We start from the raw sequence: 13,937 nt of genomic DNA, 5'->3' as shown, positions 1-13,937 counted from the left end.
GTTATGGCAGGTCATTCCAAGTGGGCGAACATCAAGCACCGCAAAGAACGTCAGGATGCCAAGAGGGGCAAGATCTTCACCAAGTGGATTCGTGAGCTGACCGTCGCTGCCCGTCAGGGTGGTGGTGATCCGGGCTCCAATCCGCGTCTGCGCCTGGCCCTGGACAAGGCCCTGGGTGCGAACATGAGCCGTGACATCATCGATCGTGCCGTCGCCCGCGGAACCGGCGCTGCCGACACGGACGACGTGGTCGAACTGACCTACGAAGGTTACGGTCCGGGCGGCGTGGCGGTGATGGTCGAATGCATGACCGACAACCGTAATCGCACCGCAGCCGCTGTTCGTCACGCGTTCAGCAAGTGCGGTGGCAACCTGGGGACTGACGGTTCTGTGGCCTATCTGTTCGAGCGCAAGGGGCAGATCTCCTTCGCTGCCGGCGTTGACGAAGACGCACTGATGGAAGCCGCCATGGAAGCCGACGCCGATGACGTGGTGACCAACGAAGACGGTTCGATCGACGTTTTCACCTCGTTTGCCGGGTTCTATTCCGTGCGTAACGCACTGGAAGCGGCGGGCTTCAAGGGTGACGACGCGGAAATCGTCATGTTGCCGACCACCAGCGCCGAGCTCGATCTTGAAGGTGCGGAGAAAGTCCTCAAGCTGATCGATATGCTCGAAGACCTGGATGACGTGCAAAACGTCTATTCCAACGCGGAGATTCCGGAGTCGGTGGCCGCACAGCTCGGCTAAAGGGCAACAATGTCCCATGTGGGAGCGGGCTTGCTCGCGAAAGCGGTTTAATATTCAGCAACGATGTTGTCTGATAGTCCGCATTCGCGAGCAAGCCCGCTCCCACATTTATTTTTCGCTGAGCTGAAGATCGTGTTTTTTCTTAACCCGCAGGCGTTATGACTTTAATTCTTGGTATCGACCCCGGTTCGCGCATCACCGGTTACGGTGTGGTTCGCGATACCGGCCGTGGCTGTGAGTACGTTGCCTCCGGTTGTATCCGCACCGGTGCCGGCGAGTTGCATGAGCGACTGCAGATTGTCTACCGCGGGGTGCGGGAGATCATTCAGACTTACCACCCGGTGACCATGGGGATCGAAAAGGTGTTCATGGCCCGTAACGCCGATTCCGCCCTGAAACTGGGGCAGGCCCGTGGTGCCGCGATCGTGGCGGGAGCCGAGGAAAGCCTGGAAATTGCCGAATACACTGCAACCCAGGTCAAGCAGGCGGTCGTCGGCACCGGTGCGGCCAACAAGGAACAGGTGCAGATGATGGTCATGCACATGCTCAAACTCACCAGCAAACCGCAGATCGATGCTTCGGATGCCCTGGCCATTGCCATCTGCCACGCTCATACCCGTTCCAGTCTGTTGCCCCATGGTCTGGGAGCTGCACGCAGTCGTGGCGGGCGCCTGCGTCTCTGATAGCATCAGCAATCATTTTCATGGAGTGAGGGCATTCCGCCTGTGTTGTCGGCGGTATTCCTCGCTCTATCAGTCGCTGGCCATGAGCTGGCCAACGCTCAAGGATTTGTAACGTGATTGGACGTTTGCGCGGCACCCTGGCTGAGAAGCAGCCTCCCCATCTGATCCTGGATGTAAATGGCCTGGGCTATGAACTTGAAGTGCCCATGACGACCCTTTACCGCTTGCCGTCGGTCGGTGAGCCGCTAACCTTGCACACGCATTTGGTCGTGCGCGAAGACGCACAGTTACTCTATGGTTTTGTCGGCAAGCGTGAGCGCGATTTTTTTCGTGAATTGATCCGCCTCAATGGCGTCGGGCCGAAACTGGCCCTGGCCTTGATGTCGAGCCTGGAAGTCGACGAACTGGTTCGTTGTGTACAGTCACAGGACACGTCGGCGCTGACCAAGGTCCCGGGCGTCGGCAAGAAAACCGCCGAGCGTTTGCTGGTGGAACTCAAGGATCGCTTCAAGGCCTGGGAAACCGTACCGGCCATGTTCGCCCTGGTGCCGAACCAGCCGGACGGTCCGGCCCCGGTGAACACTGCCGAGACTGACGCCGTCAGCGCCTTGATTTCCCTGGGCTACAAGCCCCAGGAAGCGAGCAAGGCGGTGTCTGCGATCAAGGAGAAAGATTTGAGCAGTGAAGACATGATCCGCCGCGCCTTGAAGGGAATGATCTAAGTGATTGAAGCTGATCGTCTGATCGCTGCCACGCACAGTCCGCGTGAGCGCGAAGAAGTCCAGGACCGAGCCATTCGCCCGGTCAGCCTGGCCGAGTACATTGGCCAACCGACCGTTCGCGAGCAGATGGAATTGTTCATTCAGGCTGCGCGCGGTCGTAATGAATCCCTGGATCACACGCTGATCTTCGGGCCGCCCGGCCTGGGCAAGACCACCCTCGCCAACATCATCGCCCAGGAAATGGGCGTGTCGATCAAGAGCACCTCGGGGCCGGTGCTGGAGCGCCCCGGTGACCTGGCGGCGCTGTTGACCAACCTTGAACCCCACGATGTGCTGTTTATCGACGAGATCCATCGCCTGTCGCCCATCGTTGAAGAGGTGCTGTACCCGGCCATGGAGGATTTCCAGCTCGACATCATGATCGGCGAAGGTCCGGCCGCGCGTTCGATCAAGCTGGATCTGCCGCCGTTCACCCTGGTGGGCGCAACGACGCGGGCGGGGATGCTCACCAACCCGTTGCGTGACCGTTTCGGCATCGTTCAGCGTCTTGAGTTCTACAATAACGCCGACTTGTCGACGATTGTCAGTCGTTCGGCGAGCATCCTCGGTTTGCCGCTGGATCCGGAAGGCGCCTTCGAAATCGCCCGCCGTGCCCGTGGCACGCCACGGATCGCCAACAGGCTGCTGCGCCGGGTGCGTGATTTCGCCGAAGTTCGCGCCAAGGGGCATATCACCAAGCCGATTGCCGACCTGGCGCTGAACCTGCTGGACGTCGACGAACGTGGCTTCGATCACCAGGACCGGCGTCTGTTGTTGACCATGATCGAGAAGTTCGACGGCGGGCCAGTCGGGGTCGACAGCCTGGCTGCCGCCATCAGTGAAGAGCGTCACACAATCGAAGACGTGCTGGAGCCTTACCTGATCCAGCAGGGTTACATCATGCGCACGCCACGGGGGCGGGTGGTGACGCGGCATGCCTACCTGCATTTCGGCTTAAACATTCCGTCACGATTGGGCGAAATGCCCGTGGTAGACGAGTTTCTTGAAGCCGCTGACGATTAATTAACATTGCGTGCTGATTTTTTCGGGCAATGTAGGGTCCCAGGACCGTACTTTCACGTGAAAGCCGCAGAACAATGAAAAACAGTTGCCATGCCGGATTGGCAACCTGAGGAGTAAGCACTAGAGTATGCGCGCGCAAAACGGGCTTGAGCCTTTCGCACATCGTTGTCGCGTTTATTACGAGGACACCGATGCGGGCGGCATCGTGTATTACGTTAATTACCTCAAGTTTATGGAACGGGCTCGAACCGAGCGGCTACGAGATCTGGGCTTTGCCCAATCGCAGCTGGCAGGGGAGGACCTGTTGTTCGTCGTGCATTCCAGCGAAGCGCGCTACCACGCGCCGGCGCGACTGGATGACGAGCTGCTGGTAAGCGCTGAAGTAATCGAATTGAACCGTGCCAGCCTGCGCTTCAAGCAGCAGGTCAGGCGAGCAACGGATAATGCACTGCTCTGCGAAGGGCAGTTTCTGGTGGCCTGTGTGCGCACTGAAAGTTTAAAACCCCGGGCCATTCCCGAAGCTCTACGAGCGGCCTTTGCCGACGTGAGCGGCGCGGGTACACACTCAAAGCAGGAGATAAAGCGTGGAAGCTAACGTCGTCGACCATTCCTCCATGTGGAGCCTGGTCAGCAATGCCAGTATCGTAGTGCAACTGGTAATGCTGATCCTGGTAGCCGCATCGGTGACCTCGTGGATCATGATCTTTCAGCGCAGCAACCTGCTGCGCGCCGGTCGACGTGCCCTGGAGAGCTTTGAAGAGCGCTTCTGGTCGGGTATCGACCTGTCCAAGCTGTACCGTCAGGCCGGAAGCAATCCGGACCCTGATTCTGGTGTCGAACAAATCTTCCGTGCCGGTTTCAAGGAGTTCTCCCGTCTGCGCCAGCAGTCAGGCGTTGATCCGGAAGCGGTCATGGAAGGCGTGGCGCGTGCCATGCGCGTTGCCATTTCCCGTGAAGAAGAAAAGCTTGAGCAGAGCCTGCCCTTCCTGGCCACCGTTGGTTCCGTCAGCCCGTACATCGGTCTGTTCGGTACGGTCTGGGGGATCATGAACTCCTTCCGCGGTCTGGCGACCGCCCAGCAAGCGACCCTGGCCACTGTGGCCCCGGGTATCGCCGAAGCACTGATTGCCACCGCGATCGGTCTGTTCGCTGCCATTCCAGCCGTTATCGCTTACAACCGTTTTGCTGCGCGCAGTGAAACCCTGCTGGGCCGCTACTACACCTTCGCCGACGAGTTCCAGGCGATCCTGCACCGCAAAGTGCACACCAGCGAAGAATAAGCAGGTAATTTCCAATGGCTTTAATCGCTCGAGCTCGCAAAAAGCGCAAGCCGGTCGCCGAGATGAACGTAGTGCCTTACATCGACGTGATGTTGGTACTGCTGGTCATCTTCATGGTGACCGCGCCGATGCTCAATCAAGGCGTGAAAGTTGATCTGCCCAAGGTTTCCAGCGAAGCCTTGCCGCAGGACAACAACACCCAGGTCCTGACCATTTCCATCAAATCCGACAAGACCTACTACTGGAACCTTGGTAGCGAAGTCGACACCGAAAAACAGCAGGATCGGGCCATGACCCTGCCGCAGATGACTGACGCGGTGACCAAGATCATTCGCGTCGGCAACGAAGGCGGCAAGCGTACCCAGGTCTTCATTCGCGGCGACAAGAGTGTCGATTACGGCTCCGTAATGGGCGCCATGGGCGGGTTGCAGAAAGCCGGGGTCGGTAATGTTGGCTTGATTACCGAGGCGCCCTGATGCAGCAACAGCGAGAGCCGTCCGCCTCGGAAAGCTACTTCTGGCCTAGTGTCTGGGCGATTGGCTTGCACGTGCTGGTGTTCGGCATGCTGTTCGTCAGCTTTGCCTTTACCCCGGAACTGCCGCCGGCCAAGCCGATTGTCCAGGCGACCTTGTACCAGCTGAAATCGAAAAGTCGGGCCACCACCCAGACCAATCAGAAGATTGCCGGTGAGGCGCAGAAATCTGCTGCGCGTCAGACCGAAGTCGAGCAGATGGAACAGAAAAAGGTCGAGCAGGAAGCGGTGAAGGCTGCGGAACAAAAGAAAGAAGAGGCTGCTCAAAAGGCCGAAGAAGCCAAGAAGGCCGACGAGGCGAAGAAAGCGGACGAGGCGAAAAAGGCTGATGAAGCCAAGAAAGCCGACGATGCGAAGAAAACCGCGGAAGCCAAGAAGGCAGAAGAGAAACAATTGGCTGATATAGCCAAGAAGAAAGCTGAAGAAGAAGCCAAGAAGGCTGCTGAAGAAGAGGCCAAGAAAGCGGCCGCTGAAGAAGCCAAGAAAAAGATCGTCGAAGACGCGAAGAAGAAAGCCGCGGAAGACGCCAAGAAGAAAGCTGAAGCTGAAGAGGCGAAGAAGAAAGTCGCCGAGGAAGCGAAGAAGAAAGCTGCTGCCGATGCTGCGAAGAAGAAATCGCAGGATGCGGCGCGTAAATCCGCCGAAGACAAAAAGGCCCAGGCCCTGGCAGATTTGCTTTCAGACACGCCGCAGCGTCAGCAGGCCTTGGCCGATGAGCAGGGCGACGAAGTCGCCGGCAGTTTCGATGACCTGATTCGTGCGCGTGCAGCGGAAGGCTGGGCTCGTCCACCTTCGGCACGCAAAGGCATGACGGTCGTGTTGCAAATCGGCATGTTGCCGGACGGTACGGTGACTTCGGTCAGCGTGTCCAAGTCCAGTGGCGACGGTCCGTTTGACGCATCGGCTGTTGCAGCGGTGAAGAATATTGGACGTTTGACAGAAATGCAGGGAATGAAGCCGAGTGATTTCGCTCCGTATCGTTCATTCAAGATGACATTCACACCTGAGGATCTAGCCTTGTGAGAAACCTTCTTCGAGGAATGCTGGTCGTTATCTGCTGCATGGCAGGGATGGCGATGGCAGATGAGAAAAACATTCTGGTTACCAGCGGCAGCGATCGGGCGACCCCGATCGCAGTCGTGCCGTTCGGCTTCCAGGGCGGTAGCGTACTGCCGGACGACATGGCGGAAATCATCGGTAACGACCTGCGCAACTCGGGTTACTACTCGCCGCTTCCAAAGCAGAACATGATCAGCCAGCCGAGCCAGGCCAGCGAAATCATCTTCCGTGACTTCAAGGCGCTGGGTGCCCAGTACGTCATGGTCGGCAGCATTGTGCCGGCGGGCGGTCGCCTGCAGGTGCAATACGCACTGTTCAACGTGGCCACCGAGCAGCAAGTGCTGACCGGCAGCGTGTCCGGCGGCGTCGATCAGTTGCGCGACATGGCGCACTACATCTCCGACCAGTCGTTCGAAAAACTCACGGGTATCAAGGGTGCCTTCTCGACTCGCCTGCTGTACGTAACGGCCGAGCGTTTCTCCGAGAACAACACTCGCTACACCCTGCAACGTTCGGACTACGACGGTGCTCGCGCCGTGACCCTGCTGCAGTCGCGCGAGCCGATCCTGTCGCCGCGTTTCGCGCCGGATGGCAAGCGCATCGCTTATGTCTCCTTCGAGCAGAAGCGTCCACGCATCTTCATGCAGAACATCGACACCGGTCGCCGTGAACAGATCACCAACTTCGAAGGCCTGAACGGTGCGCCAGCCTGGTCGCCGGATGGCAATCGCCTGGCGTTCGTACTGTCGAAAGACGGCAACCCGGACATCTATGTGATGAACCTGGGTTCGCGTCAGATCAGCCGCGTCACCAACGGTCCTGGCATCAACACCGAACCGTTCTGGGGCAAGGATGGCTCGACCATCTACTTCACTTCCGACCGTGGCGGCAAACCGCAGATCTACAAGACCAGTGCCGGTGGTGGCGGTGCCGAACGCGTGACTTTCGTCGGTAACTACAACGCCAACCCTAAACTGTCGGCCGATGAAAAGACGCTTGTCATGATTCACCGTCAGGATGGCTTCACCAATTTCAAGGTGGCGGCCCAGGATTTGCAGCGCGGTAGTGTAAAAATCCTCACTGATAGCACTCTGGACGAGTCGCCTACTGTCGCGCCCAACGGCACCATGGTAATCTACGCCACCCGCCAGCAGGGCCGGGGAGTCTTGATGCTCGTGTCCATCAATGGACGCGTAAGGCTCCCGCTTCCTACCGCACAAGGCGAAGTCAGAGAACCTTCCTGGTCCCCTTACCTGAACTGACGCGGCGCTATACGTTGTACTTAACACACTGGGGTTCATTAGGAGTTTCACGATGGAAATGCTGAAGTTTGGTAAATTTGCTGCGCTGGCACTGGCCATGGCTGTAGCTGTAGGTTGCTCGTCCAAAGGCGGCGACAATGCCGGTGAAGGCGCGGTAGATCCAAACGCTGGTTACGGCGCAAACACTGGTGCAGTTGACGGCTCCCTGAGCGAAGAAGCTGCTCTGCGCGCTATCACCACTTTCTACTTCGAATACGACAGTTCGGACCTGAAGCCAGAAGCCATGCGCGCTCTGGACGTTCACGCCAAAGACCTGAAAGCAAACGGCGCTCGCGTTGTTCTGGAAGGCAACACCGACGAACGTGGTACTCGTGAGTACAACATGGCACTGGGCGAGCGTCGTGCGAAAGCCGTTCAGCGCTACCTGGTACTGCAAGGTGTTTCCCCAGCTCAGCTGGAACTGGTTTCCTACGGCGAAGAGCGTCCAGTTGCTACCGGCAACGACGAGCAGTCCTGGGCTCAAAACCGTCGCGTCGAACTGCGTAAGTAATTCGTCATGCGAACGTGCCGTCGTGCTGTAACTGTTCTGGCTCTCAGCCTCGCGCCGCTTGCGGTGTGGGCTGCGGTTCCTGTGGTCGATAACGACTCCGGCTATAACAATAGCGGGAGCAGTTATCCGCCTGCAGGTTACGGTACGAACGGCGCCTATGCCGGGGGAGGGGTTTCGGCCCCTGTCTCGGCACAGGGCGAGCTGTTCAACCAACTGCAATCAATGCAGCAACAGATCGAGCGCCAGCAAGGTGCGATTGAAGTTCTGCAAAATGATGTAGCGCGCATGAAGCAGGAAAACCTGGAGCGATATCAGGATCTTGATCGGCGCATAGGAACCGGCGTTGCACCAGCCGCGACTCCTGAAAATTCTTCCACCGGTGGCGATTTGAACGCCCCCGGTGCAGCAGCAGGTGCAGGGGCAGCTGCCGCCCAGGCACCGGCCGCTGGTAGCGAACCGGCGGATCCGGCGAAGGAAAAGCTCTACTACGATGCTGCCTTCGACCTGATCAAAGCCAAGGATTTCGACAAGGCCAGTCAGGCTTTTGCCGCATTCCTGCGCAAATACCCGAACAGCCAGTACGCGGGCAACGCCCAATACTGGTTGGGCGAAGTGAACCTGGCCAAAGGCGATCTGCAGGGCGCAGGTCAGGCATTTGCCAAGGTTTCGCAGTTGTATCCCAAGCACGCCAAAGTGCCGGACTCGCTGTACAAGCTCGCTGATGTAGAGCGCCGCTTGGGGCATACCGACCGAGTCAAAGGCATTCTGCAGCAGGTGGTTTCCCAGTATCCGGGCACTTCCGCCGCTCAGTTGGCCCAGCGCGATCTGCAAAAAATGTAAGCCTGCTTGACCCGTTTCAAAGAAACCCGCGCTTGTCGCGGGTTTTTTCGTTAGAATTCACGCCCTTTTTATGAAACACGCTTTTGGGGGCCTGCGCTTTGCCGGGGTTCCTTCAAGTGCCTGACGGAGGCGGACAGCCTGTTTAGCTGTTACGCCCGTGGCGACTATGCAAGACACATTGAGAATCACCGAAGTTTTCTACTCGTTGCAGGGTGAAACGCGGACTGCCGGCCTGCCCACTGTTTTTGTGCGCCTGACCGGTTGCCCTCTGCGTTGCCAATACTGCGACAGCGCCTACGCGTTCACCGGCGGGACCATTCGCACGCTCGACGACATCCTCGAGCAGGTCGCAGGATTTCGCCCGCGTTACGTCTGCGTCACGGGCGGCGAGCCCCTGGCACAGCCCAACGCCATTCCCTTGCTCAAGCGCTTGTGTGACGCCGGTTACGAAGTGTCACTGGAAACCAGTGGCTCCATCGATATCTCGGCAGTAGATTCCCGGGTCAGTCGCGTTGTCGACCTGAAAACCCCGGGTTCGAAAGAAGCGCACCGCAACCGCTACGAAAACATCGAGCTGCTCACGCCCAACGATCAGGTGAAGTTTGTCATCTGCTCGCGAGAGGACTATGACTGGTCCGTTTCCAAGCTGATCCAGTACGGTCTGGACCGGCGTGCCGGTGAAGTCCTGTTCTCGCCAAGTCACCATGATCTCAATGCCCGGGATCTGGCGGACTGGGTGGTGGCGGACAACCTGCCAGTGCGTTTGCAATTGCAGCTGCATAAATATCTATGGAATGACGAGCCGGGGCGCTGAAATGACTGAACAACTCAATACTGCTGAAAAACGTGCGGTCATCCTGCTGTCCGGTGGCCTGGACTCGGCGACCGTCGTGGCCATGGCGCGCGCCGAAGGCTACAGCTGCTACACCATGAGCTTCGACTACGGCCAGCGCTCTCACGCCGAACTGTACGCCGCCGAGCGTGTGGCGCGGGACCTGGGTGTGGTCGAGCACAAGGTGATAGGCCTGAACCTGAACGGCATGGGCGGCTCGGCCCTGACCGACAGCAGCATCGATATTCCAGAGGAGCTCGGTGAAGGCATTCCCGTGACTTACGTGCCTGCGCGTAACACGGTGTTCCTGTCCCTGGCGCTGGGCTGGGCAGAAGTACTCGGCGCACGGGACATCTTCATCGGCGTCAACGCCGTGGATTACTCCGGTTACCCGGACTGCCGTCCCGAGTTCATCGAGTCGTTCGAGCGCATGGCCAACCTGGCAACCAAAGCCGGCGTTGAAGGCAATGGCTTCCGTATTCAGGCACCGCTGCAAAACCTCAGCAAGGCGCAAATCGTCCAGGCGGGCGTGAAGCTTGGCGTGAACTACGGGCTGACCGTTTCCTGCTATCAGGCCGACGATGAAGGCCGTGCGTGCGGCAAGTGCGACAGCTGCCGACTGCGTGCGGAAGGCTTTGCAGCGGCCGGAATCAGCGATCCAACCCCTTATTTTTGATTTATTTCAAAATAGGTGTTGAATAGTCCTTAAAAATCAGTATTATACGCGCCACCACACAGCGGGTCGTTAGCTCAGTTGGTAGAGCAGTTGGCTTTTAACCAATTGGTCGTAGGTTCGAATCCCACACGACCCACCATTTTTGGCGGTTTAGAAAATCCGGAAGGCCCACGCAAGTGAGGATTTCCGGGTTTTTTTTTGCCCGCAAGAACGTGCCCTTGCCACCGCTGCATTGGGCTAGTCACTCGTTGCAATGAAGGCGTCCAATGCTTGAAGCGTCTCGGCCGGGCGTTCGACCATCGGCAGGTGGTTGCACCCTTCAAGGATGACCGAGTCGTTCGCTGAACTGGCAGGAAGACCGTTGCGCAACGTGTCCAGCGCCGAGACATCAATCACTTTATCCTCGCGACACCAGATGCCGAGTACCGGCATGTTCAATTTTGTCAGCCGGTGGTCGAGGGCGAGCCATTGCGAGGAGGGGCGAATCTGCGCCAGGGTGGATTCGATAAACGCTCGCTGTGCGCGGTTGGCAAGGATTGCTTCCTGCACTTGTCGGTCAGACATCTGTGGAGGGTTCAGATAGACGAGGCGGGCAGTGCGTTCGACGCCTGCACGATCGTCGTAGATAAATGGATTGCCTCCAGCATTCAATTCCCGCATGAAATCATTGTCTTTGAAGCTCAGCCCCAGCGCGCCTACCAATACCAGCCGGCTGACGCGCTGCGGTTGATCGGCTGCATACACGCCGGCGATGGCTCCACCCATTGAATGCCCGATGAGGGTGATGTTCTCGGCTTCGAGCGCCAGGATAAAGTCACGGAGCCGAGTCGCTTGCGCTTCGATGTCGTAGTTGGAATGGTCATTGTCAGTGGAGGCTCCCCAGCCCGGGAGGTCGGGGATGATGACGTGGAAACGCGAACTCAATGCCTTGCCAGGTTCGAACCAGACTTGCTTGCTTGATGAAAACCCGTGGATCAGGATCACCGTTGGCCCCTGCCGCTCGCTTTCGTAATACGACCAGGTGCTGTTGCCTGCCTGGATCAGGCGCGCGCAGAGGGGTGGGGTTTCACAATGCCGGGTTGTCGCGGCTGGATTCAGATCAGCGCCCGCCAGGACGAGTGTTGAAGACATCAGCCATACCGTGAGCAGCAAGGTTGAGGCGGTCATGATTTTGATCAGGCGTTGGATCGACATGTGTTCAGTCCTTTGGTTGTTCCAGTTTCGGTTGGGCGGTTTCCTTTAATCGGCGTCACCCTTCTATCCGCCCTTGCGCAGGTTAGTGGCAAAGCCATTCAGGTTTTGTGCGATAACTGCAACGGCGAATGTTTTTCCCGAAGGATCAAGGCCATAGGCTTTGTATCAGGGCGCGTCTATTCATCACCCTGGTCAGAATCATCTTTTGCATCCATCGGATATTCTGTAGCCTTGCGCAGCTTCAAGGCTGTCCGTGCCTGATGAATACTCACTTTCCCGGCGGTACCCCGTAGGGTCCGGAGCCGGGTGTATACTCGACTTTCGCGCGAATGCGCCTGCAGGTCTTGCGAACATGACGCAAATTTCCGAACGCCTTCTGGTTCAAGCCCACCTCGACGCCAAACAGCCCAAGCCGCTGACTGCCGATGAAGAGGCTTATTACCGTGCTGCCATCGCTGCCGAGCTCAAGGCTCAGGACGCGGTGCTGGTGGCCCACTTCTATTGTGACCCTGTCATTCAGGCGCTGGCCGAAGAGACGGGCGGTTGTGTTTCCGACTCGCTGGAAATGGCCCGTTTCGGCAACGCCCATCCGGCCAAGACCGTGGTTGTCGCCGGCGTGAAGTTCATGGGTGAGACTGCCAAGATCCTCAACCCGGAAAAACGCGTGCTGATGCCTACGCTCGAAGCGACCTGTTCGCTCGACCTGGGTTGCCCTGTGGACGAGTTTTCCGCGTTCTGCGATCAGCACCCGGAGCGCACGGTGGTGGTGTACGCCAACACTTCGGCTGCGGTAAAGGCCCGAGCGGATTGGGTGGTGACTTCAAGCTGTGCGCTGGAGATCGTCGAAAGCCTGATGGACAACGGCGAGACCATCATCTGGGGCCCGGACAAGCACCTGGGGACCTACATCCAGCGCCAGACCGGTGCCGACATGCTGCTGTGGGACGGTGCCTGCATCGTTCACGAAGAGTTCAAGTCCAAGCAGCTTGAAGACATGAAGGCGCTGTACCCGGATGCGGCGATTCTGGTGCACCCGGAGTCGCCGACCTCGGTGATCGAACTGGCGGATGCCGTGGGCTCCACCAGTCAGTTGATCGCGGCGGCACAGAGCCTGCCGAACAAGACTCTGATCGTTGCGACCGACCGCGGCATTTTCTACAAGATGCAGCAGTTGTGCCCGGACAAGGTCTTTATCGAAGCCCCAACGGCGGGTAACGGCGCGGCGTGCCGCAGTTGTGCACATTGCCCGTGGATGGCCATGAACACCCTTGAGCGCACGCTCAAGGCGTTGAAGGAAGGGGCGAACGAGATCTTTGTCGACCCGGCACTGATTCCGCAGGCGATTCGGCCGCTCAAGCGCATGCTTGATTTCACCCAGGCGGCGCGGATGAAGCTGGCCGGTAACGCCTGAGATTATCTGTCAGCTGGTAGCAAAAACTGTGGGAGCGGGCTTGCTCGCGAAGGCGTAGTGTCAGGCAGCATTGATATCAGCTGACACTACGCCTTCGCGAGCAAGCCCGCTCCCACATTGGTTTGTGTGTTCAGGGATTACTTGGTCTTCTTCGGAATCCGCACCAGTTCGGTATTGGAGTAGATGTCATGCCAGCTGCGTTTCTGTTTGTCGAACAGCGACCAGAAGAAACCCAGGCCAACGCACAGCAACGAAGCAATCGACACCACAAAGCGCAGCAGGGCCTGCCACAGGCTGATGGACGAGCCATCGGCATTCTGCACGCGGATGCACCAGACCTGCATGCCCAGGGTCTGACCGGACCAGGTCCAGAATTTGGCGAAGAAGCCGAACAGTACGAACAGCAGGACCGTGGAGAGCAGGGGATCGCCGTCCAGCGCCCCGGCTTCGGTAAGGGTGCGCATCCTTTCTTCGCCGATGATCGCCATCTGGATCATCTTGTAGATGCCGCTGGTGACGATCAGCAGGGCGGTGCACAGCAGGAAATCATAGAACATGGCTGCCAGGCGACGACCCAGGCCAGCGGCAGGAAAGTCGCCCTGGGGGGTAAGCAGGTGTTTCGACATGGCAGGCTCTCGGCGAAAAAGAAGCCATTTTACGGATTTACGCGCACAAAAAAGCCCCTGATGTCAGCATCAGAGGCTTTTTCGTTACAGAAGATTAGGCTTCTGCTTGTACTTCGTCAGCCTGCATGCCTTTCTGGCCCTGCACGGCGATGAAAGTCACTTTCTGGCCTTCTTTCAGGCTCTTGAAGCCGTTGCCCTGGATGGCGCGGAAATGCACGAACAGATCCGGACCGCTTTCAGGAGTGATAAAACCAAAACCTTTCTCGTCGTTAAACCACTTGACGGTACCGCTCTGACGTTGGGACATTTCTTATTTCCTTTGACGCAAAAATTAATGACAGTCTCCTTCTCATGAAAGAGTACTGGGGCTGGTTGCAGGAGAGTAAGAAGACGTCGAACGGGATGTAGCTAACTTGTAGGCTACTGCCCAGGTCACGATTCCAAGCGACCCATGCAAA

17 protein-coding genes and 1 tRNA gene are annotated in these 13,937 nt (G+C 58.1%); 15 read left to right on the top strand and 3 right to left on the bottom strand.

Features of this window, described 5'->3' with window-relative positions; genetic code table 11:
• The first annotated feature begins 3 nt into the window (after positions 1-3).
• From PspS34_RS22155 to PspS34_RS22090, 14 genes are all read left to right on the top strand, one after another.
• A complete protein-coding gene (locus PspS34_RS22155) occupies positions 4-750 on the top strand; it encodes a YebC/PmpR family DNA-binding transcriptional regulator (RefSeq protein ID WP_007995641.1) in 747 nt (248 codons plus the stop codon).
• Between the two features lie 158 nt (positions 751-908).
• A complete protein-coding gene (gene ruvC / locus PspS34_RS22150; RefSeq protein ID WP_008015799.1) occupies positions 909-1,433 on the top strand; it encodes a crossover junction endodeoxyribonuclease RuvC in 525 nt (174 codons plus the stop codon).
• Between the two features lie 113 nt (positions 1,434-1,546).
• Positions 1,547-2,155: a Holliday junction branch migration protein RuvA gene (gene ruvA / locus PspS34_RS22145; RefSeq protein ID WP_008052450.1), complete on the top strand. Its 609-nt coding sequence runs from the start codon at positions 1,547-1,549 to the stop codon at positions 2,153-2,155.
• Positions 2,156-3,217 (top strand): Holliday junction branch migration DNA helicase RuvB, encoded by a 1,062-nt coding sequence (ruvB, locus tag PspS34_RS22140; RefSeq protein ID WP_057713517.1) that lies wholly within the window; start codon positions 2,156-2,158, stop codon positions 3,215-3,217.
• A gap of 127 nt (positions 3,218-3,344) precedes the next feature.
• A complete protein-coding gene (ybgC, locus tag PspS34_RS22135; protein WP_057713518.1) occupies positions 3,345-3,812 on the top strand; it encodes a tol-pal system-associated acyl-CoA thioesterase in 468 nt (155 codons plus the stop codon).
• Positions 3,802-4,497, top strand: coding sequence for a protein TolQ (gene tolQ / locus PspS34_RS22130; protein ID WP_007897030.1), 696 nt, complete (start codon positions 3,802-3,804; stop codon positions 4,495-4,497). Before ybgC ends, tolQ begins: the two co-directional genes overlap by 11 nt.
• A 23-nt stretch (positions 4,498-4,520) precedes the next feature.
• Positions 4,521-4,973, top strand: a complete 453-nt coding sequence (tolR, locus tag PspS34_RS22125) for a protein TolR (RefSeq protein ID WP_162135951.1) — start codon at positions 4,521-4,523, stop codon at positions 4,971-4,973.
• Positions 4,973-6,052, top strand: coding sequence for a cell envelope integrity protein TolA (gene tolA / locus PspS34_RS22120; RefSeq protein WP_056726036.1), 1,080 nt, complete (start codon positions 4,973-4,975; stop codon positions 6,050-6,052). The genes tolR and tolA overlap by 1 nt, the downstream gene beginning before the upstream one ends.
• 17 nt (positions 6,053-6,069) lie before the next feature.
• Positions 6,070-7,350: a Tol-Pal system beta propeller repeat protein TolB gene (gene tolB / locus PspS34_RS22115; protein WP_167362903.1), complete on the top strand. Its 1,281-nt coding sequence runs from the start codon at positions 6,070-6,072 to the stop codon at positions 7,348-7,350.
• Between the two features lie 52 nt (positions 7,351-7,402).
• Entirely contained in the window at positions 7,403-7,900 is a 498-nt protein-coding gene (gene pal / locus PspS34_RS22110) for a peptidoglycan-associated lipoprotein Pal (protein WP_003178634.1), read from the top strand.
• A gap of 6 nt (positions 7,901-7,906) precedes the next feature.
• Positions 7,907-8,740, top strand: coding sequence for a tol-pal system protein YbgF (gene ybgF, locus PspS34_RS22105; protein WP_057713519.1), 834 nt, complete (start codon positions 7,907-7,909; stop codon positions 8,738-8,740).
• Between the two features lie 166 nt (positions 8,741-8,906).
• Positions 8,907-9,554: a 7-carboxy-7-deazaguanine synthase QueE gene (queE, locus tag PspS34_RS22100; protein ID WP_053155342.1), complete on the top strand. Its 648-nt coding sequence runs from the start codon at positions 8,907-8,909 to the stop codon at positions 9,552-9,554.
• 1 nt (position 9,555) lies between these two features.
• Positions 9,556-10,248 carry a 7-cyano-7-deazaguanine synthase QueC gene (gene queC / locus PspS34_RS22095; protein ID WP_090457445.1) on the top strand — a complete coding sequence of 231 codons (693 nt, stop codon included), beginning with the start codon at positions 9,556-9,558 and terminating at the stop codon, positions 10,246-10,248.
• A 63-nt stretch (positions 10,249-10,311) separates the two neighbouring features.
• Positions 10,312-10,387 (top strand) — tRNA-Lys (locus tag PspS34_RS22090).
• Positions 10,388-10,485: 98 nt separating this feature from the next.
• Here the strand turns inward: PspS34_RS22090 and PspS34_RS22085 are convergent.
• A complete protein-coding gene (locus PspS34_RS22085) occupies positions 10,486-11,442 on the bottom strand; it encodes an alpha/beta hydrolase (protein ID WP_154860425.1) in 957 nt (318 codons plus the stop codon).
• 352 nt (positions 11,443-11,794) lie between these two features.
• Here PspS34_RS22085 and nadA point away from each other — a divergent pair, with 352 nt between their 5' ends.
• Positions 11,795-12,853, top strand: coding sequence for a quinolinate synthase NadA (gene nadA / locus PspS34_RS22080; protein ID WP_007995624.1), 1,059 nt, complete (start codon positions 11,795-11,797; stop codon positions 12,851-12,853).
• Positions 12,854-12,990: 137 nt separating this feature from the next.
• Here the strand turns inward: nadA and PspS34_RS22075 are convergent, their stop codons facing one another.
• Both PspS34_RS22075 and PspS34_RS22070 read right to left on the bottom strand, forming a co-directional pair.
• Positions 12,991-13,479, bottom strand: a complete 489-nt coding sequence (locus PspS34_RS22075; RefSeq protein ID WP_057713522.1) for an RDD family protein — start codon at positions 13,477-13,479, stop codon at positions 12,991-12,993.
• 94 nt (positions 13,480-13,573) lie between these two features.
• Complete coding sequence (locus tag PspS34_RS22070; RefSeq protein ID WP_007977299.1) at positions 13,574-13,786, bottom strand: cold-shock protein; 213 nt, start codon at positions 13,784-13,786, stop codon at positions 13,574-13,576.
• Positions 13,787-13,937: the final 151 nt, after the last annotated feature.

The organism is Pseudomonas sp. S34, assembly GCF_009866745.1.
Classification (GTDB): domain Bacteria; phylum Pseudomonadota; class Gammaproteobacteria; order Pseudomonadales; family Pseudomonadaceae; genus Aquipseudomonas; species Aquipseudomonas jessenii.
The sequence above is the reverse complement of the archived record's forward strand: the minus strand, read 5'-3'. Positions and strand labels throughout refer to the sequence as shown.